At 61.0% G+C, this 20,408-nt stretch carries 15 protein-coding genes and 1 pseudogene; 3 read left to right on the forward strand and 13 right to left on the reverse strand.

All coding sequences use genetic code 11. From position 1 onward, the window contains the following. Positions 1-22: 22 nt before the first annotated feature. Positions 23-1,612, reverse strand: coding sequence for a phosphoglycerate dehydrogenase (locus HS122_13070; protein MBE7539330.1), 1,590 nt, complete (start codon positions 1,610-1,612; stop codon positions 23-25). Between the two features lie 203 nt (positions 1,613-1,815). Here HS122_13070 and HS122_13075 point away from each other — a divergent pair, with 203 nt between their 5' ends. Beyond that, on the forward strand, positions 1,816-2,409 hold the full coding sequence (locus HS122_13075) for an HD domain-containing protein (GenBank protein ID MBE7539331.1): 594 nt from the start codon (positions 1,816-1,818) through the stop codon (positions 2,407-2,409). Between the two features lie 235 nt (positions 2,410-2,644). After that, positions 2,645-4,546 (forward strand): hypothetical protein, encoded by a 1,902-nt coding sequence (locus HS122_13080; GenBank protein ID MBE7539332.1) that lies wholly within the window; start codon positions 2,645-2,647, stop codon positions 4,544-4,546. 89 nt (positions 4,547-4,635) lie between these two features. On the opposite strand, the gene HS122_13085 is transcribed toward HS122_13080, so the two are convergent. The 8 genes from HS122_13085 to HS122_13120 all read right to left on the reverse strand — a co-directional run bounded on the left by HS122_13085 (position 4,636) and on the right by HS122_13120 (position 12,229). Then, positions 4,636-5,877, reverse strand: coding sequence for a glycoside hydrolase family 27 protein (locus HS122_13085; protein ID MBE7539333.1), 1,242 nt, complete (start codon positions 5,875-5,877; stop codon positions 4,636-4,638). Positions 5,878-5,926: 49 nt separating this feature from the next. Next, positions 5,927-6,808 (reverse strand): PIG-L family deacetylase, encoded by an 882-nt coding sequence (locus HS122_13090; protein ID MBE7539334.1) that lies wholly within the window; start codon positions 6,806-6,808, stop codon positions 5,927-5,929. 26 nt (positions 6,809-6,834) lie between these two features. After that, positions 6,835-8,103, reverse strand: a complete 1,269-nt coding sequence (gene dgt, locus HS122_13095) for a dNTP triphosphohydrolase (GenBank protein MBE7539335.1) — start codon at positions 8,101-8,103, stop codon at positions 6,835-6,837. A 393-nt stretch (positions 8,104-8,496) separates the two neighbouring features. Then, positions 8,497-8,787 (reverse strand): hypothetical protein, encoded by a 291-nt coding sequence (locus HS122_13100; protein ID MBE7539336.1) that lies wholly within the window; start codon positions 8,785-8,787, stop codon positions 8,497-8,499. A gap of 85 nt (positions 8,788-8,872) precedes the next feature. Further along, positions 8,873-9,649 carry an HNH endonuclease gene (locus tag HS122_13105; GenBank protein ID MBE7539337.1) on the reverse strand — a complete coding sequence of 259 codons (777 nt, stop codon included), beginning with the start codon at positions 9,647-9,649 and terminating at the stop codon, positions 8,873-8,875. Positions 9,650-9,659: 10 nt separating this feature from the next. Beyond that, positions 9,660-10,634 (reverse strand): hypothetical protein, encoded by a 975-nt coding sequence (locus HS122_13110; GenBank protein ID MBE7539338.1) that lies wholly within the window; start codon positions 10,632-10,634, stop codon positions 9,660-9,662. Between the two features lie 36 nt (positions 10,635-10,670). Further along, positions 10,671-11,228 carry a hypothetical protein gene (locus tag HS122_13115; GenBank protein ID MBE7539339.1) on the reverse strand — a complete coding sequence of 186 codons (558 nt, stop codon included), beginning with the start codon at positions 11,226-11,228 and terminating at the stop codon, positions 10,671-10,673. Between the two features lie 23 nt (positions 11,229-11,251). Next, positions 11,252-12,229 (reverse strand): hypothetical protein, encoded by a 978-nt coding sequence (locus HS122_13120; GenBank protein MBE7539340.1) that lies wholly within the window; start codon positions 12,227-12,229, stop codon positions 11,252-11,254. Positions 12,230-12,304: 75 nt separating this feature from the next. Between HS122_13120 and HS122_13125 the strand changes: the two are divergent. Continuing rightward, positions 12,305-13,528: pseudogene (locus HS122_13125) on the forward strand (ISL3 family transposase). 575 nt (positions 13,529-14,103) lie between these two features. On the opposite strand, the gene HS122_13130 reads toward HS122_13125, so the two are convergent. The 4 genes from HS122_13130 to HS122_13145 form a co-directional block, all read right to left on the reverse strand. Then, entirely contained in the window at positions 14,104-15,024 is a 921-nt protein-coding gene (locus tag HS122_13130) for a hypothetical protein (protein ID MBE7539341.1), read from the reverse strand. Next, entirely contained in the window at positions 15,021-15,578 is a 558-nt protein-coding gene (locus HS122_13135) for a hypothetical protein (protein MBE7539342.1), read from the reverse strand. Before HS122_13135 ends, HS122_13130 begins: the two co-directional genes overlap by 4 nt. A 39-nt stretch (positions 15,579-15,617) precedes the next feature. Beyond that, positions 15,618-18,677, reverse strand: coding sequence for an N-6 DNA methylase (locus tag HS122_13140; protein MBE7539343.1), 3,060 nt, complete (start codon positions 18,675-18,677; stop codon positions 15,618-15,620). Positions 18,678-19,896: 1,219 nt separating this feature from the next. Then, on the reverse strand, positions 19,897-20,403 hold the full coding sequence (locus tag HS122_13145; protein ID MBE7539344.1) for a hypothetical protein: 507 nt from the start codon (positions 20,401-20,403) through the stop codon (positions 19,897-19,899). Positions 20,404-20,408: the final 5 nt, after the last annotated feature.

Genomic DNA, 20,408 nt, shown 5'->3' on the forward strand with positions numbered 1-20,408 from the left:
GTATCAGTGTGTGGAGGAGAGTCTAGAGCTCCACGTACTTCGCCAGCGCGATGTTGGCGTTGCCCTTCAATTCCCTGCGGACCGCCTCGCTGGGCTCGCTGTCGAGATTGATCACGATCAGCGCGTTCTGCTTTGGAGCCTGGCGACTGAGAGACATGTTCGCGATATTGACGCCATCCTTGCCCAGGAGCGAACCAATGTAGCCGATCATGCCGGGCTGGTCCTTGTTTTCGATCATCAGCAGCTTGCCAGAGGCCTCCACCTCGACCTCACGGCCGTTGATGGCGACGATGCGGGGTTTGGCCGCCTTTGTGAACAAGGTGCCGGTCACGGAGCGGATGGTGCCGTCCGCGGCGACAGCCTCGACGCCGAGCAATTCAGTGTAGTCGATGTTCTCCGTGGATCTCAGCACATCGCACCGGATGCCCAGGCGCTCGAGCACCACGGGCGCATTGACGAAATTGACGTTGCTGCCGCTGATGCGGCGAAGGTAGCCGCGTTCGATCGCGCGCGTGATGGAGTTTGTGTCGAGATCCAGAACCCGGCCCCAGTAGGTGATGCGCAGGGTGGAGACCTGTGCGGGTGCGATCTGCTGCACCAGGGTGCCGAGTTTTGCGCCGAGGTCGAGGTACGGGCCGAGCACCTTGACGGCTGCGGCGTCGATGGACGGCATGTTGACGGCGTTGCGGATGATTCCGCCGCGCAGCACGTCGGCAATCTGCTCCGCGACCTCGATGCCGACGCTTTCCTGCGCCTCGGCGGTGGATGCTCCGAGATGCGGTGTCAGCACAACGTTGGGCATTTGGCGGAGTTCGCTGTCCTTGGCGAGGGGCTCGTCCTCAAAAACGTCCAGGCCCGCAGCAGCGACCTTGCCGGACTTGAGCGCTGCGATCAGCGCGCTTTCCTTGATGATGCCACCGCGGGCGCAATTGAAGATCCGCAGGCCCTTCTTCGCCTTTTCAAAGGCGGCCTCGTCGATCATGTAGTGCGTGTCGTCGGTCAGCGGCATGTGCACGGTGATGTAGTCCGACTGGGCCAGCAGTTCATCGAGAGTCGCCGGCTCCACCTGCATGGCCTTGGCGCGGCTGGGTGCCAGGTAGGGGTCGTAGGCGAGGACGCGCATGCCGAAGCCCTGGGCACGCTTGGCAACCTCACCTCCGATGCGGCCGAGCCCAACGATGCCGAGCGTCTTCTTGAAAAGTTCAATGCCGCTGAAGCTCTTGCGATCCCATTGCCCGGCCTTCATGGACGCCGCCGCCTGGGGAACCGGACGGGCGCCGCAGAGGAGGTGGGTGAAAGTGAGTTCAGCCGTCGCGACCGTGTTCCCTGAGGGCGTGTTCATGACGATCACACCGCGCTCGGTGGCGGCCTCGACATCGACATTGTCGACGCCAACCCCGGCGCGCCCGACGACCTTGAGCAGCGGTGCGGCGGCGAGAACCGCCGCGGTGATCTTGGTCTCCGAACGCACGGCGATGGCATGGACATCCTTCACCAATTCCAGGATCTTTTCCGGAGAGGATCCGTACGCCTCAATCACTTCGAAGCCCTGCTGCTGGCGCAGGAAGGCGACTCCCTTGGGTGATATCTTGTCGGCGACGAGGATTTTCATACAGGCAAAAGCCCCCAAACGAAGCCTGTCATGACCGTCGCTAGCAAGGAAAAGGTTCAGGTGGGCGCACTTATTGCGACTTGCTGGACAAATCCCGTAAAAAGCAGCGCTTCGGCTATGATATTCGTCCGCGACGGATTTGGTCCTGGCTTCGGTGATGCAATCGCGCTCGCGGTCTGCGAACGATTGAGACAAGCGTGGGCATGGAAGAATCCAGGCTCTCCCGACAGGTTCAGTTCATTGTCGAAGTTGACAAGCTGAAGGAAATTTTTCGGCAGACATTGGTGATTGGGAGCCGGCGCGCGGAAAACGACGCCGAGCATTCGTGGCACCTTTGTCTGATAGCGGTGATCCTTGCGGAACACGCGGCGGATCGTTCCTTGGACATTCTCAAGGTTCTGAAGATGCTGATCATCCATGACCTGGTGGAAATCGATGCCGGCGACACCTTTGCGTACGACACCGCCCGCATGGCGGATCAGCACGAGAGGGAGGCCCGGGCCGCGGACAGGATCTTTGGGCTGCTTCCCGAGGACCAGCGGGACGAAATGCGATCGCTGTGGGAAGAGTTTGAGGAAAAGGCGACGGCCGAGTCAAAATTCGCGACAGCAGTCGATCGCTTCCAGCCCATGCTGCTCAATGTGCGCACGCAAGGGGCCGCGTGGAATCGCCATGGCGTCACCCGTGATCGCGTGCTCGCGCGCAACGCCCAGATCAAGCAGGGCGCTCCGGCGATCTGGGAGTATTCGGCGGCGATGATCGAGGATGCGGTGAACCGCGGCGAGCTTGCGCGGTAACGCTGGTCCCTGTGGGCTGTCTTGGATTCAGTTTCAGATTCGACTCAGGCGAAACTTCAGTGGCAATCGGATCCTCGTCACATTTTGACAGCAGGCTTGTGCCGAGGGAGAGGTGGAGTTAGACGTATGGGTGTTGTACCTCCGCGGCGGAAATTTTCCGTGCGCGTTTTTGTCCGCACAAGAATAGCTGCGCGGATGCCGTGATTGTTAGGCGCCGCGCGAAAATGCTGTCGCCATGAATTCCCCAATTGCTGGTGCGATGCCCGCTTTGATTTTCGCGGGTCTTGTCGCCCACGCATGCCTGCTGCCGCTTTGGTCAGCTCCCGCTCCGTCCACCGTCGTGCAATCGCAGCACGGCCTGCACACTATCACCTACAACTCCATTCAGGGCGTCGTGCGCGTGCACCTGCCCGACGATCTCGCTGCCGGGGACACCATTTCCGGCACCGTTGAAATTGAGCCCTCGGGTCGAAACGAGACCGAGCGAGTGTCCAACACGGGGGTGCTGCGCGGCACCGTCATCGACGTTGGTGGACAGCCCGTCCGCGCCGGAACACCCGTGTTCTCCGTGAGCGTGCCGGCATCCGTATGGGAGAGATTTCCGGTGGCGTTTGGATCAGGCCGTGGGCGGGGGACGGCCAGCGTGCCGGTCAGGCATCCGGGTGCTGTCGCGTTGCCAACCGCGGATTTTTCCTGGCCGCAGACCGTGACCGCCGGCTCATCATTCAGAATTCCGGGCGCATTCGATGGAAACCTCGCGAACACTGAGGTTTTGCTTGGCAGCCAGCCGATCGAGGTGCTCGCCGAGTCGCCGCGCCGGGCGATCGGCCGCGCGCCGCTGGATCTCCCACCAGGCGAAAGCCAACTGACGGTGAGCGACCGCGGACGGCTGCGCCAGGGGCCCGTGCGTGTGGTGCAGGTTCAGTTGTCGGCGCCCAAGCTTGAATTGCTGAGCGGCGAAACGACGCCGCTCACGGTGGTGGTCGCAGGGCTGCGCGGGCTGCAGCACCCCGTGCCGTTTGAACTGACCACCGTCGGCACAGTAAACACGGCCGGCGGAAACTCGCAGCGTTACGACATACAGCCGGACGATCCAGACTTGGGATCGAACGGGGAGTATCGTATCCAGCGAACAGTGACAGGAACTGCCGCGGGCGGATTTAACATCAAGGCCGAGGTCGTGTGGGCCAATCCTGCGCCTCACTGGCTGGGGGGACAGGTCCTGCATGTCGAGGGGAACCCGGGTGGACAGGCGGGTCGCTGGCGCGTACCCGTCACGAGACCGCCGGACAGCCGGCCCTTTGGGATTTACTTCGGAGGTGACAAACCACCCGCCCTGAAGTTCTGCAACTGGATCGAAGTGGGAGAGTCGGAGGAGAAGGACGGAGTGGACTTTGTGACAGAACACAAGCGCACCAGAAATCCCTCCGCGCCGCCGCCAGCGACGGGCCCCGTCGCTCCGCCAACGCTGCCCCCGCGCGCGCCTGCCCCGCCGGCGGGAGACAGGCCCGTCGTCGACGAACCGCCGCCATGCAAGGAGGGGGAAGAGCGCGAACTCAGCGCGGAGAAGAAGTCATTCACGCTGCTCGACGGCAAGCAGGAGCTCATGCTGCAGGTTTACACGGACAAGGACGCCGTCGCCGCCGCGGCCGGAGATTTCGCCGACTATCTCGACACGCTCGCCAAGGCGGGCAAACTGGGGAAACGCGTCCTGCCGAAGGGCGACGGACCCGGCGGTGCGGTCGTCGGTGCTCTCCTGCGCTACCTTGGCCAGGGCTCGGCAACAATCGAGGAAGTCCTCAAAGGAAAGCTGCGGCTTGCCGGCGCGTCCAAGTTCACCGCCTCGATGAATGCCGGCTTGCGCGACATCGATGCAACCTGCGCAACCATTGAGAAATGCGTGCGAGGCGTGCGCGTGAAAGAAAAACGCTACACGGAAACGGAGAAAAAGCGGCGAGAGGTTTTCACCTGGGAGGCCAACAAGGGTGATGATTCCTGGGAGAAAATCTCCGACTCATCGGGACGGATCGACGCCAAGAAGGCCGCCGACTGGGCGAACGAACAGTTTGCCGGGAAAGCCCAGGAGCTGAAGGACGCCGCCGACGCGCGGCAGAAATTCATGGGAAGCTGCAAGTGAGCTTCCTCGAGCCCGCCGGTGAGGCGCAGCCCCAATGCTTTTCAAGGCATCCCGCCGTGATCCTGAAGTGAGCGCCGCGCGCAGCGTGCTCACTTCGATCCGCGGGAGACAATCAGCAGATGGCTGCCGTGGGGCGGGGTGGAGAGACTGATTCTGCCGTCGGAAATCTTGAGGTCCTTGTTTGAGAATACGTCGCGCACGATCCAGGTCCCCTTTGGTCCGCCATCGGTGCGCGTGAAGGAGATTTGTCTCGTTTCCTTCGCATCGCGATTCACCAGCAGGACCGCGAGGCGGCCATGTTTGAGGTGCTTGAGCCAGACCTCGGTCCCGTTGGTCTGCCGGATGCGGCGACCCTGTTCAGTGGAATCCTGATCGATGGCGATGGCTTCGCGATTCAGAAGAAGATTCCTTTCAGCATCGATCATGTGGCGGGGATCGCTTCCAATCATGAGGGGCGCCGACATGATGCACCAGAGCGCGAAATGGGTCTGCTGCTCGTCGGGGCTCAGCCCTTGTTCACCGGTCACGAGCATGTCAGGGTCATTCCAGTAGCCATGGCCGGCGTGGGCTGCGACTGCGTTGTTGAGCTCCACAACATTCATGACGCTGTGGAATTTCCCGGAGCGATTGTCCGTGAGTCCGTCATCGAAGACTGCACCGCCGGTGACGCGCGCCTCGATGTCGTAGGTGGTGCGCGCCATGTGGCAGGTCTGCGGATACCAGTCGCGAAAGCGGTAGGCGCTGATGCTGAAAACCATGTCGCGCCCGCAATGCTCGATGAGACCGCTCCACTTCGTGTAGACCGCCTTGACGACATCCTCCGTCCAGCCGTTGTCCTCGGATCGACCGGATGCCTTGTTTCTGCAGCGGTCGATTTTCAGGAAATCGAGGCCCCAGTCGACGAACTGTTTCATCTGCACCTCCTCATGTCCCAGGCCGCCAACCGGATCGCCGCCGCAGTCGTGGGTTCCGGGCACTGTATGAAGGCCGAATTTCAATCCGCGGGAGTGGGCATAGTCCGCAAGAGCCTTCATGCCTCCGGGAAAGCGTTCCGGGTGCGAACGCAGGCCTCCGTCGGGAGCGAGCTGGGTGTCGCGCCAGCCGCCGTCGACAACGACAAACGTGTAGCCGGCATCGCGCAGGCCGGAGGAGACCATGGCATCCACCGTCTCGCGCACGACCTGTTCATTGATGCTTTTCTTTCCGAACCAGTTCCAGCTGTTCCAGCCCATCGGTGGCGAAGCGGCGAGTTCGGGGCGTGGCCTCGCGGAGGCGGGCAGTGCAATACTGAGAATGAGTGCGAGAAGGACGGTTGGATGGTGAGGTTTCATGAGTGAAGGGGGTTGGAATGCTGGATGGCGCTGGCAATCGCCGGCAAACTCAGTCGTGGTTCCAGCGATGAAGCCGTTCCTCCAGCGCAGCACGCTGGCCCGGGAGGTGATGGAAGGGTGGCAGGTCTTTTTCGAGCTGCTCCAGCGTTGGAATTCTGCCCCATGCTGTAACGCGAAAAACCTCCCTGGCATGGCCGCCTGGGAAGCCAAGTTCACGATTCTGGCGGTTGAAGCGCTCGCGCAGCGTCGGCAGCCAGTCGGCCATCGTGGCGGGCGGACTCATGCGGTGGCGGCCGACCCAGGGCAGCCACTCGCGAATCTGCGACTGGTGGCACCAGCTCATCTCCGCGACTTGCTGAAAAGCCGCCTCCACATCGACGGCGAAATCGAACGAGTTCGCGCCGGACATGTATCCGTCGTAGACGGTCAGGATGACTGGCACCTTGCAGGACGTTGAGAGGGTCTCATCGCAGGGATACTCAGGTGTGAACGCGTGAGGCACATTGGTCATGTAGGCGACGCGGCGCACCGCCTCAGCGATCGTTTCATGATCATTGTGGATGCCCGCCAGAATGTCGCCGGCGAGCGGGGGGCAGAAAATATAGTCGGGCTTGAAATCCCTGATTGTTTTCCAAAGTGCGGCGAGAAGGGGGATGCTGACCTGCAGGCAGGCCTCGCGCGGAACGGATCCGTCCGGAAGCCGGAGCAGATCGAATTCGAACTGGCCGATGCGCGCGGAGGCCTGCTGCTCCTTGACACGCAGCTTTGCGGTTTCCTCGCGTGTGCGGAAATGGTGGCCTGCGGCGCCATCGGTGCAGACAACGACACGCGCACGAAGGTCGGTACCGAGCCTGCGCCGCCACAATTCGAAGGTGCCGGCGGCCGTGAATTCGTAGTCGTCGCAGTGGGCGTGAAGGAAGAGCACGTTCATGGGTGGGCGGGAATCAATCAGGCGGATCAGCTCAGGTCGCGGATGCTGCCGAATTCCGCGTCGAAGAGTCTGCGATAGGTTCGCACAATCATGCCGTCGGTCAGGCCCGCGAGCCAGTCGCAAATCTGCCGGGCTTTGGCGGCCTCATCGGGTGCGGCCTCAATCAGCCTGCCAGTCTGAGGAGGGAGGATTCGAATCGTGCGCGATTTTCGATCGACGTAGTTTGTCCAGGCGGAATTCCAGAGATCGAACAACACGCGCCGCGCCTTGTGTTCCATCTGCTGGAGCTGCGGACTTTCGAAAATGATGTCGTTGGCCATGCGCTTGTAGAAGGCGGCCTCCTGAAGTGCGCCATCCGAGACCACGAGTTCGAAACGGTGGCGATTGGTCTGGGCCGACAGGAAGCACGATTTTTGCCGGAGCCGGCATCCCGTGATGAACTGGCCGATTTTCTGGGAGAAGGTGAGTTCGAGTCTGTCGGACCGGATGGCTGCGAGCAGGGCGTCGATCCAAACCTGTTCCGCCGCGCCGATGCCAATCTCCGAGGCCCAGCGCTCGATTCGTTCGGTGGTGAGGAATCCCGCTTTCACGCCATCCACGATGTCATTCAACGAATAGGCGGCGTCGTCCGCCCAGTCCATGATCTGGCACTCCACGCTTTTGAAGCCGTTCAGCGCATCCCCCTGCTGAAGCTCGGTCGGGATCGGGTTGCCTGCGAAGACGAAGGCGCGCACGGATTCCTGCGAGTCATAGAGAAAATGCCGCTGGGGAGGGGAGGGGAACTCGCTGAAGAGTTTCTTGTACTTGAGGACGCCGTCCAGCAGCGCGCGCGTGGGCTGCATGCCGTGGACGCCTGTGCTGTCCTGGTACAGCGTTTCAGTCAGCAGATGAAGCGTCTGGGCATTGCCTTCAAATCCCCCCCACGGGGTCATGAGCTCCTGAAGCGTGCGCTCTCCCGAATGACCGAATGGCGGATGCCCCAGGTCGTGCGCGAGACACACGGCTTCGACGAGGTCCGCGTCGATAAACATCTCATCGCCGAGCGGATCGCCGCGGGTCCGAAGGTAGTTGCAAATCGAGCGTCCGATCTGCGCGACCTCCATGGAATGCGTGAGCCGGGTCCGGTAGAAATCGTATTCGCCGGAGAGAAAGACCTGGGTCTTTGACTGGAGCTTGCGGAACGCATGCGCATGGATGATGCGGTCGCGGTCGATCTGAAACAGCGTGCGGTAGTCCGCCTTCCTGCCGGACTCCCAGGTTTCGGTATCGAACGCGGAATAAAATTGGTTGCGCATGAATGACGGATGACGGCGGGCTTCCCGATCCGATCCGGAAATGCGCCGATTCGCAATATCGCTGAGAATGTGCCCGGAGGCTTGGGGGGCCGCCAATGGCAATGCATCGCCGGTTCATTTCGAACCGTGCGTCTCCGCCGCCGCCATGCTGCAAGGGACGACGCGAACAGCCAATTGCCAATCGTTGTTTGATAATGAGGAATGCGAAAGGTGAAGTTTGACCCCTTTGGCTTGGGGATTGGATTCTCGAGAATATTTTGAATAGGATGAACACCTCCATCGCCAGATCCATAGCCTCACGCCAGACCTCAAGTTCACGATGCGAAGTAATCTTCATGGGTGTTCCCTGTCCCCCCTGTTCCCTATTCGCCAATTCCCTTCTTCACTTATCCGTCAGCCGGTATTTTGCAGGCGGCTGTTGAGCTTTTCGGGCATGGTGAATTCGATGAGGCCAAGGCTTCTCAGGCGCTTGATCTGCTTATGCAGTTCACCGGGCACGTTTTTGTGCCCGAGAGGTGCTGCAAGAGCCGCTTTGCTGGCGGGCTGATAGCGCAAGTCGAGGAGTATCTTGGCCGCCAGCGCCGACTCTAGCCGCGACTCGGGCCGCGACGCAGCGCTTGGGGTGTTGCAGGGGTAGAACAGGCAGACCGTCTGCGGGGAGACGAACTGATGAATCGATGGCAAGCATTTAGCTCCAAGTCGCAGATCTGACACCTGACGACGGCCGAGTGCTTGCCGGGGTTCCCGGAGATGCGCGGAGAATTAAGGATCAAGCGGTGATGTTACTCATGTTCGCAAAGCGTGTTCGGTGGTAGTCAAGAAACGGCAGGTGCTTGTCCCGAATCCAGCGCAGACGGATATGGGGACCCAGGCCAAGGGTAGTCCGGGTGCTCAGATCGATTTTCGGGGCGAAAACGGCTTCGCCGACCTCGTTGAAGCTCATGAGGTGCCGGTCAAACAGGGCGTCAAGGTGGGCGCAGAGCAGGAACCCGTTGAACACGTTCAGCCGTTCGGCATCGGTCGCACACTCGGCCCAAGGCCTGGCGTGGCTGGCTCGTAGAACCTCGGGGATGGCTATGCCGGTTACCGCACAGGCTCCGCCCCAGTAATCCATCAGGCTCTCGCGATATATATTCTGGCCAACCCGCTGCCGCACCATCCGTTCAACTTCGGTCGCTGAAGTTGGTCCTGCAGCGGCCAACTCCTCGGCAACGGCTTTGGCATAGCGGTGAAAAGGTTCGTCCGGAAGCGTGCGGGCAATTAATGCTGCTTGGTGCAGCAGCTGACCGAGCCGGCCTTCCGAAACTGCACGAAATCCCCCGTTGGATTGGCCTGCTGCCGGTGTGAGCCGGACCAGCTCGTCTGTCAGGATGCCGGAAGAAAGGGCGACCTCCCACCCGGTGCCGCCACTGACTGCCGTTACCCGTGCTCTCGTTCCATGGAGGGCGGAAGCCAGAATCACCTGTTCAGGACTCTCCTCGACCACAACTTCCCAGCCGTGGTCATAGCCGGCTTTGCGGATGAGGCTGCGTTCGAGGGAGTTCATTACCGGGTGATTAGACGTCTGCGGGATGCAGTTCGTGATGGGCCTCGATCAACCTGCGGTTGAAATTGGTGAGCGACAACTCTCTCCAGCGCCGCACCTCAAGCATGGCCCGACGGACCGCCTCGGGGGAATATTCCCTGACCCATTTTTCATGGGTCCGATATTCCTCCGGTTGTCTGGGCAGCATGGTTTCGTATGCCTTGAAGGCTTCGGGGAACCGTTTTTCCAGACGCCGTAACACTCGGTCGGTGTAATACTGGGCCAATCCTTCCACCACGCCTGCATCCGTGCGGGCAAAGACCGGAGCGGCCCAACGCCTGGATTCGATGTCCGCGCCCAGTTGGGTGTAAGCATGGGCGAGCTCATGTGTGAGCACGACGATGGTCAGGTCTTCAACCTCGCAGCCAAGCCATTGGGCGGCGAGGCCAATCACGCCCCAGTAGAGCTTGATGGAGGCGCGGTTTACGTGGTGGTCTTCAACCCAATAATCCCCCGTATCAAACTCATACAAACCCAGAAAGTCACCCCTGATGGCGAGCAGCTTGTCCAACGGATCGTTTTGGTGCAGCAGCGTAAGCAATTTGTCACTCCAAGCTTCCACCGCAACCAGAGTGGATGATTCCACGTCCACCCAGCGTTCCCCTTGATGGATGTGCAACAAATCGTCGCGCAGCTTGCGCAGTCCGGCCGTGCCGGATTTTGCTTGTTCCAAAGTCGCCCGGTAGCGGCTCAGCAGCAGGATCAGTTCAAAGTCATCAGGAAACTGTACCGCCTGCAAAATCGCCGGATATCCTGGGCTGACTTCGACGGGCACCTGTGCCCCGGGGCGGTTATTTGCCGCATCTTCAGGGGTGCGCATGTGCAGCCGACATTCTGTGCGGAGGGCTTCCTGGATTACCGACCTTGTTTGATCGCGCACCCGCTTGACCCGACTCTCAACTGTGGGGGGGATGCGTCCGATCAGATCATTGAGGTAGATGGCCATGGGGCATGTGGGGACGTGCTCGGAGCAGTAGGCTGATTACAGGCGGAATATGCCGTTGTCGGCCAGAATTTCCTCAGTGGCCAAGTGCTCAATGGCCTGAAGTCTGCGGGTAAGGTATTGCCTGGCTCCGGCCAGGGTGAGCTTGGTCCCGGCGGTCTGGTAAACGGTTATCGCCGGCTCGGTGTAGCTTTCACCCTGCGGATTGCGGCAGGTGACTTCCTGGCGCACTGTGAACAATGGGATCCTGCCATCAACGGGTGCGGTGAAGCTCAAGCTTGGCACCTGCGCCTCCGATTCGGTGCCGGCGCTACGCACGAGCCCCTCGACCATATACCACTCAAAGACCTGCCATGGTTCGCTGACTCCATCGCTCGCCAGTGTATCGGGGGCCAAGTCCTGACAGACTGCATGTGAGGCAGCGATCGCCGTCAGATAGCGCGGATGGGTCTGACGCTCACGGACACCGGGAATCATGTCCACGGCGAGCTGCTCGCCGATGGGGGTGAGACTGAGGGGATCGAGGCTCGTGTTCCCGGCGCCTTCCGGGTCGTGCAGAATTAGAAGTGGCAGGCCATTGGTTGAGGACTCACTCACAACGTGCTATTCGACAGCGAAGGTCACTTTTTTATCTCAGCCTTGAGTTTGGTGACGTGATGACGAACCTGGCGCTTAATTTCGCGGGCATTCATAGCTCTCGCGGCACGGTAAGCATATGTGATGAAGTTTTCGTTTTGCCGGTCGTGACCGTGGGGCTTTTGATGAAAGCGTCGGCGAATGAGGTAAGAGTAGCGAAGGAAGAGTTGGCGGGTTTTGAGGCCGGTCGGTTTCTTGCCTTTCTCAGCAGGTAGCTCAGGCTGCGCTGGGAATGTTGCACGGGTGGTCTTTTGGGGATTGATTGAGAGCTTATGTTTGGCGATTTCGGCCATGGCTAAAGTTTCGATGCTCGCGGCATCCGCAGGTGGAACGACGACCATGATGTCGTCGCAATATCGGCGGTAGAAGCCACCAGCCGCTGACACCGCATTGTGCATTACTGCGTCAAATTCCAGCATGTAAATGTTCGACAGCAAGGCACTGATCGGCGCGCCTTGCGGTATCCCCCGGCGATTGGCTTGTTCTGGGTTCGTCCAAACCAAGCCACCGCCTCGAATCTTTTCGCGGAAAGCTTGCGGATCGCAAACACGATTGCGATGCGAACCCCGCGGCTTGGGATTATGGGGACTAATGCCGACCGCACGGAGGGCCAACGTTCGATCCACCCATCGAAACGCTGCAAGGCTCTTAAAAACGTTGAAATGATCCTCGGGCAAGCGGTTCGTTCCGAGGGTAGTCTGCCAGCGCAGCTTGATGAGATTGTGGTCGAGACGGTCGAAAAATTTCTCGATATCCAAGCCAATGGCCACGCAAGGGCGATGGGCGCGGATAAACTCGAACGCCTCGTTGGCAAATGAGATGTTATTGCGGCCATTCCCACCGGCACGCCGAAACGCAATGATGCAGTCGCCAATACCACGGCTTGCCAGCTCTGTTTCGAACTTCTCCGCAAGTAGCTGTCCATAGTGACCGTAGATGGCGGCATCCAGATGTGCCGCCAATTTGATCGGGCGTTTCTTGTCCTTGGTTCTTCACGTTTGGTTGTGGGAAAGGGTCTGGGCGGTTAATGTGTGAGGATGGAAGAAACCGTCAACGAGCATTACCGCCAGCTGCTGAAACTCGAGAAGCCTTGGAGGGTGACGAACGTGGAAAAGGATCTGGAACGGGAGCGGGTCACGATCTGCGTGGCGTGGCCGGAGCGGACACCGGTGGCATGCCCCGAGTGCGGGAAGCCGTGCCCGGTGTACGACCGGTTGCCGGAGAGGACGTGGCGGCACCTGAGTGTGATGCAATACCTTCTGGAACTGCGGTGCGGGGTACCGCGGTGCGCCTGCCCGGAGCACGGGGTGAAGACGGTGACGGTGCCGTGGGCAGAGCCGGGCTCGCGCTTCACGTTCCACTTTGAAGCCTTTGCGGTGGCAGTGATCGCGGCCTGTCGGTCGCTGACGCAGGCCGCAGATTTGCTGCGACTGCATTGGGACAGCGTCCAACGGCTGATCGAGCGGGCCGTGGAGCGGGGCCTGGCTCGACGGAGCACGGAGGGACTCCGTCGAGTCGGCCTCGATGAGAAGAGTTTTCTGCGAGGCCAAAGTTACGTTTCGCTGATGACCGACCTCGGCCAGTCGCGGGTGCTGGACGTGGTGCTTGGACGGGACACCGAGCAGGCGATTGCCCTGTGGAAGTGCCTGCCGGAAGCGCAGCGGTTGAAAGTGGAGGCCGCCGCCATGGACATGGGGGCGAACTTTGCGGCTGCCACCCGGATCGCCGCTCCGCAGGCTGCGATCGTCCATGACCGTTTCCATGTCTCCAAGCACCTCAACGAGGCGGTCGACCAGACCCGCCGGCAGGAGGCGGCCAAGCTGGCCGAGAACGGCGACGAGACTCTCAAGCAGACTCGGTATCTTTGGCTGCATGGCACCGTGCCGGAGAAGCATCAGGCCAGCTTCGCCGAGCTGCTGGAAATGAACCTGAAGACCTCCCGGGCCTGGTTGTACAAGGAGCAGATGGTGGAGTTCTGGAGCCAGTCGGACGCGGCCAGCGGCGAACGCTTCTTCTCCCAGTGGTACCGCACCGTCATGCGCAGCCGTTTGCCGAAGGTGATGGCCGTGGCCCGCACCCTCAAAAGCCATCTGGTGAATCTTCTGACGTACTTCCAGCACCCGATCACCAATGCCCTCACCGAGGGCTTCAACTCCAAGATCCAAGCCATCAAGGCCGATGCCCGCGGCTTCCGCCGCTTCGAAAACTACCGCGCCCGCATCCTCTTTTTCTGCGGCAAGCTCGACCTCGCGCCCCTTCTTCCCTCAGGCGCTACCCACACGATTCCGTGGAGAACCTTGTCCTTGCGGACAAACTTCGGTGTCGCTCCTTTCTCTTTCTGCATCTTTGGCGTTGCTATGGTGAAACCAAGGAACGGGTAGAACGCATGCCGTGCAACACGTGTGGGGTCAGTAGCCAGTGCCTCGGCGACTCTCGCCGAGGGAGGCGGATCGAAGTGGAGGTATGTTCTCGGTTTATGGGTGTAGGCCGGCACGCTGATGTTGGGGAAATTCTCAACTGGGGAGGGTTTCACCGGTTTAGGGTGAAATGGGATCTTGGTAGCAGCAGTCCGTCGTCCCACTCCCCACCTCGAAGGTCGGTCAAGCCGACCATGACCGGGTTTCCCCGGCGCTGCGGTTGTTATGATGGTGTATTCCATCCTTAGAACTATGAACATCAGACTAAATATCCGATGCTCCATCGAAGCTAAGCAGCCCGGCGAAATGCACGGAATGCGTGACTTCGCTGTTCACTCCCTCGGGTCTGTTTCGCCCCGAGGCGTTACCCGCCGGAGCGGGAAATTCAAAGAACCGGATCTTGCTCCCGCTAAAGTAAACTATGCTCTAGACTTATCTCTCAGATCGACCAATTCAAATTTCGTCCGCGCAGGACCCGAAGGAGGGGTAATGGCGGTCCGGTTGAGAGTTGCCTCGCACGGACTGTTTGTCAGCAAATTCATTTCAGCTACCTGCTCTTCTGTTAGTTGCTCACCCAGCTCGCCACTGATGGAAATATCGTCGTCTGTTTTGAAATCGAAGCGCCATGTATCAAGGGTGGCTCCACGGAATATCCCGGAACAATTTACTTGTTTGGTCTCAGTATGAGTGGTGGTTGCCCGGGTTTTGGCTTGTAACAGGCGTTCGGCACTTAACTCGCAACGTAAGTCGCCACTTTCAATGCGTAGTGATGCCCCCGACTTACTCGCAACTTCCAAGAAATCGCGAAGGCGGGGCAGAACTCTCGGTGAAACATGGTCCAGCGCATTGGCAAAGTCCTCATCAGACTTACCGGCGGATTCCACGATTTGGGTAAGCCTGGCCAGCGTCGTGGAGAGTTGTTGGGCCTGCACCCAGTCCTCCACGTTTGGCTGGGATAGCTCAAGCCCGAAGGATCCGCGGGGAAGGGCTGTGAGGAACAATCGAGCCTCATCTTCATTTTTCCGCGGTCCACGGCGCCCCACCGTTCCATGCCGTAGGGTGGAAAACTCTGACTTCACCATTTCCTGAAAGGGTTTGATAATATCGGCGACGAGTGAGGCATCGATACCTTGGCTCCCAAGCACTGAATCACCTCCTGCAAAAAACAGGACGGTGCGAGGTGAAGGAAGTCCCGCCGGCGCCGCTTTAAGTTCATCTTCCAGGCTGGCTTTACGCAGTTGCCAGGCGCGCGCCATAAAGGAACCCTCGCCGTGGAGTTTGGCAAGGTGGTCGGCCTCAATGACCTGACGGCTGATGAACTCTCGGGTAGTGCGGCTCATGAGAAATTCGCATTCAAGTCCTGACGAGCTTGGTCATCATCTGCCGGGGAGCCGAGAGGAATCTTTAGCATGCCTTTCCAGACTCCATCGCGCCGATGGGTGAAAAGCTGGATCCAGTAACGGGTATTTTCCACCGCTCCCCACGGAGACTCGTCCGCCCAGAGTGGAAAGTGATCCAAGTGGTAGGTGCGTTTGCTTTCGGCAGGGTCAATGAAGGCCGGGAAGGCGCCTGCCAATTGGTTAAGGAAAGCGGAGTCGTAACCCCAGAAGACGGTGAGCACATCGAGATCTTGAGGGTTCCGGTTTTCCAGTTTTTCGATGTCTTCGAGAAAACTACCGTCGAGCCACTGGTAACCTATTGTCAGGCCGCGCAGTTGGAGTTTGTGCCGAAAATCCAGGAAACCGCGCAGGATGGAGGCACGTGCGGCTGAAGTTGCATAGCGGGCTACCAAATCGATGGATGTGCATTCGTAGGGAGACAAATCCGCCCGCGAGATGGCATTGCCGAGATGGGGCGGCAATACGTTGTTGGTGTCGAAAGCAGGAATAGGCATCGTGTTGGAATTTAGCGACGTGATTGCGGCTGGGCTGTGTTATGCCAGTGCGTCCCAGGCTTCGAGGACGAGGCGTTGGGTGCGGTATTCGCCGTGGGCTTTGAGGTCGTTGGCTTTGAGGCCGCGGAAGGTTTCGGTGGGGTAGTCGGGGCCGTGGGTGTCGGCGGGGTCGAGGATGTAGCGCAGTTCGTCACGGGTGAGGCCGTAGAGCCGGGCGTAGTAGGCGTCGAGTTCGGCGCGGACTTGAGCGCGGCGGACGGGATCGTAGGCAAAGGGCGGACCGTGGTGACCGAGATCGGCGGCCCAGGGGGCGAGATCATGAGAGGTGTAGGTCAGTTCCAGCACCCGGGGGACGATAAAGGTCAGATCGGCTTCGGTGTAGGCGTCGGGAGTGAGGATGGGGAATTGTTTAAAATAATGATAGGTAAGCGAGGTTCCGCCTACTTTTTGTCTAGCGACGTAGTCTAGGCAAAGTGCATCGAGATTCCCAAGTAATACTGCGGCGAGTTTAGCGCTTGTTCCCGCGGGGAAATGGAGGAGAGGCATTTTATGTCCAACCGCCGCCCTCGGCACGACGCTGGCGATGACGGTGCGTTCGTCGGTTGCTCGACAGATGTCGCGCCAGCCCATGAGCCAGCGGGGGCTGCGGCCGTCAAGGATGGTGCGGGCGGCGACGGTGAGGGGCTGTTCGGTGCGCAGGACGGCGAGTTCATCGTCGGTGAGTGCGGGCCAGCCGCGGGCTTCGGCGAGGGCTTTGTCCTTGAGCCAGTCTTCTTGACGCGCGGGCAGGGCCTCGAAGCGCGGTCCACCGGCGGCGATAACACGCTGACGGGGTGACGCGGTGAAGAAGCCGGCGAGGGCGTCGTCTTCGTGGGCGGCCTCGATCCATGTGGCCAAGGCGGCGAGGAGGGCATCCTCATCCTGCGCATCGTAGGCTTGGGTGACACAGCGGGGGGCGCGGGCGATGCGGGCGAGCACGTGGTGCTCCGCCACCCAGTAGCGCGGCTGGATGGTAAAGTCCGGGTTGGCCTTCTGCGTTTCGCTCACATCGTCCGTGACGGGTTCGCCCTTGCCTGCATCCCAGCGGTAGGTGGCCCAACGATGGTCGAACTGATGCACCATCTTCGCCTCGTAAAGCGGCAGCGCTCCCGATTCCGGTTGGTCGAGGAAGAGACCCGAGTCGTTGGCCATATGGAACATTGCCGAGAACGAAATCCCCCACGGATTCTGCTCCGGTGCGTCGCCCCTGGCTTCCTCGATGAGCACCGGCACGCGGCGGTAGATTTTCTTGGTCAACTCGGCGTCCGCTTGGGAGCGGAAGACCGGGCAGGTGCGGGTGTTGGGGTTGATGAGTCGAAAATCGTCGCGGGTGAGCGTGAAGCGGCGGTGCTCGTCAGCGAGCTGCTCGGTCTGAGTCAGGTAAAATGCAAAATGCGCGGCCTCGGCAGTACCCAGGGTGAGGAGGCAAAACTTCATTCGACTATCGACAGCGGGAAAGACCTTCTCGCGGTTTTCAAAATCATAGAGGCTGGCAAGCTTCCCGTTTTCGGCGAGGTGGGCGAAGAAAGCCTTGGTGGAATCGTCGGTGGCGATGCCGGTGGGCACGATGAAGCCTGCGCGGCCTGACTGGTGAGTGAGCTGAGTGATGGTCTCGGCAAACAGGGCATAGGTGTTGACGTCGCCTACACCCGTGAGCGGGTAGCGACCGCCGTCCTTGCCATCCACGTGAGCGAAGAGGCTGATGGCCTCGGCCAAACGCCGGGCGAAGACGAATTCGCGATAAAGGCTCAGCTCCGCGGGTGCGCCTCCGTGGGGAATGGGAGTCTGGTGGAGATGATTAACCAGGCTGCCCTCGGCGAGCCACTGGATGCGCTGACCGCGCTCGGCCTTGTTCTTGGCTTCGGCGATGAGGGGTTCGCGGCTGGCAAAGAACTCCTCTTCCTGGAGCTTGATGCGCTCCCACGGCGGATTGCCGAGCACGCAATCGAAGCGGCCCCGCGCGAATACGCGGATGAAGGCGAGCGGCCAGTGGAGAACCCGGCCTTCGCGACAAAGCGCGCGGGAGGCGTCGAGAACCGCTGAAGGGACAGCGGAGCCCTGACGGGGGAAAAGCAGATCGGCCAACGTGCGGGTGGTTGGGCAGCGGGCTGCATCGTCCTCGGTGGCCTTGGGGGTGAGAAAAGCGGCAATGAGCAGATCGGCGGCTTGGGCGAGCGGGCTTTCCCGGGCGATGGCGAGAAACGCCTCGTAAGCGCTCGCCTTGGCCTCGACCTCGGTCGGCGTGGTTTCCGGCCGGGCCTCCAGTTGATCCAATTCGGCCAGCAGGTCGGCGGTGCCGGCCTCGGAGAACAGATCGGTGTCCTTCTGGCGCTGCTCGTAGGTTTTGAGGGCCGCACGGTTTTCGGCGGCAAGCGTTTTGATGACGGCCTTGTTGTCGCCCGTGAGCGCCTTGAACGCATCGGCGGGAACGCCACGCCGGAGTTGGGCAAAGTCGGTGAGGCCGAGCAGGGCGTCACCGCACACCAGGTGGGAATCGAGGAACGAGAGCGGCTGACCGGGCTCGTAACCTTCGAGCCAGAGGGCGGTGCGGGCCAGCTCCAGCGCCATGGGGTTGCGATCCACGCCATGGATGCAGCGGGCGATGACTTCGCGCAGGGCATGGCGGTAGTCGGCGGGCGTGACCGCGCCGTCGATGGCGCGAACTTCCGCGAGTTTCTCCGCCAGGCGACGGGCGGCCGCGAGGAGGAAGTGCCCGGAGCCGCAGGCCGGGTCGATGACTGAAATGGAAAGCAAGGCGCCGGCGGGATCGGAAGGCGCGGCGGCCAGCTTTTGCGCGATGACGGGATCGAGGGCGCTGTCGAGCAACTCCTGCACGAGGCTGTCGGGCGTGTAGTAGCTGCCGGAGGTCTTGCGGGCGTTGCCGTCGGTCGAGCCGGCCTCGGTGAGCCCGACAAAGCCGAATCGACGGGCGGGCAAATCGACGGTGGGCACGAGTTCGAGCAGGCTTTCGTAAACAGAACCGAGTTCCTCGGGACCCATGTTGCGGTAGTCGATGGCGGCGAGGGAGCCGCCGAGTTTTGACCAGCGCAGTTCGCGCATGGCGGCGAGCAGGGCGCGGTTTTCCAGTTTGGCAGCGTCGAGATCGGGGCACTGTTTGGGCGAAAACAGACCGCCAAGGGCGGGCAGCGCAAGGCGGGGCTCGCCCTGGGTGAGGCTGCGGAAGACGACTTGAACGGAAGTCCAAAGATCGTGGTGACGGTCGAAGCCGGCCCGACGGAGGGCGCGGTCGCGCAGCCGGCGGAAAGCGTAGCCCTGCGCATAGGTGTCGCGGGCCTGCCGGGCCTCGGGACGGTCGTCGCGCACGTGGAGCAGGCCGCGCTCCTCGACGGTGAAGAGAAAGAGACAGCGGTAAACGAGGCGAAGGAGCTGTTGGAAATAGGCGTCCTTGCTCAATTCGCCCGATTGAAGGCGCTGCCGCAGAGGCTCATTGGCGGTATGGGCGAGAAAGCCGGTGCCGAGGGCGAGGAGCGCCTCAGTGACGCCGGTGCGCAGGCCGTCGCGCACGCGCTCGCCCTGGGCCTCGCCCTCGCGCTTCCAGGCCTGCCAGACGCTGTCGTCTTCCGCGACGTCGGCGGTGCCGGCCCGGCTCGCATGGAAAAGCCGCCAGACGGCGGCGAAGTCGGAATAGCGTTTATCCGTAAGGATGAGGTCGAGGTCGGCTTCGAGGAAGGCCGGCCGCGTGAGCGTATCGGCATCACGCACCAGGCGGAGCTGACGGCCGTTCGTGATGACGGCCCAGGTGCAGGTGGTGGAGGCGTTGAGAAATTGCTGCGCCAGCTGATAGGCCGAAACTTTGCGCCGACCGGAGCCGTGAATGGCGAAGCGTTCGTCGGTCGTGTCGAGATCGAGCGTGTGAGGGGCAACAATGACTGGCACCTGCCCACCGCAGGCGACGGCCGTGACGGGATAAGCGCGATCGGCGAGTTCCACCGGAGTCGCGCTGATGGTGAGATCGGCGTAGCCCAGCGCATCGCGCAGCAGCGCGGTGACAAAACCGAGCGTGGCGCGGCTGGCATCCACATCCTGACGGGCGCGCGCTTGCTGGAAGTTCTTGTGCAGGGCGGACGCGATGCGGAACGCGCGGCCCTGTTCATCGACGAGTGAGAGCCCCTTGGGCAGGCGGTAGTCGGCCGCCTTCTGGGCGGTGTGCTCACCGCGGGCGGCTTTTTCGAGCACTGCCGGCACAAAGAGCCCGCCCTCCAGGCGGAGGGTATCGAAGATGAAGGAATCGGAGGAGCGGCGGGCCACGGGTTGCTTGCTATGGGCGAGACAGTCCACGATGCGCTTTTAATCGCGTGAAGTAAGCCATGATTGCATCCGCAGATTTCTCGTGCCGTGGCGCAGGTTTCGAGAAATGGATTTCGGTTCGGTATACGGGCCAGGCACCGGCCTGTCGGATGCGGAAAACAACTTCCGCCTCGATGCACTCGGCGTCTTCGCTGGACCATGGATTTTCAGGAGGCCCCATGAAGACGTGCAGGAAGGACTCGGTCATGCGTTGTTTGCAACGATAACCGGCGAAGCCTTTGGCGCGATTGTGAGGTGTGCAACGGAATGCCTGGCCCACCCGCGAGCCGATGCTCTGGGACGCTTTGTCCACATAGAAAGGCCACTTGGCATCGGCGAAAATGTAAACCTTACCCGAACCTTTTGCGCTCAGGGGATTGATGAAGCCGTTGGTTTTCACCCAATTTTCACCGTCTCTCCTCCAGCGTGCAGTGATGGCAGTCCGGGTGAAGTTAAGATAGCAGGTTTCGTGAACCATGAGCG

This window comes from Opitutaceae bacterium (assembly GCA_015075305.1).
Lineage (GTDB): Bacteria > Verrucomicrobiota > Verrucomicrobiia > Opitutales > Opitutaceae > UBA6669.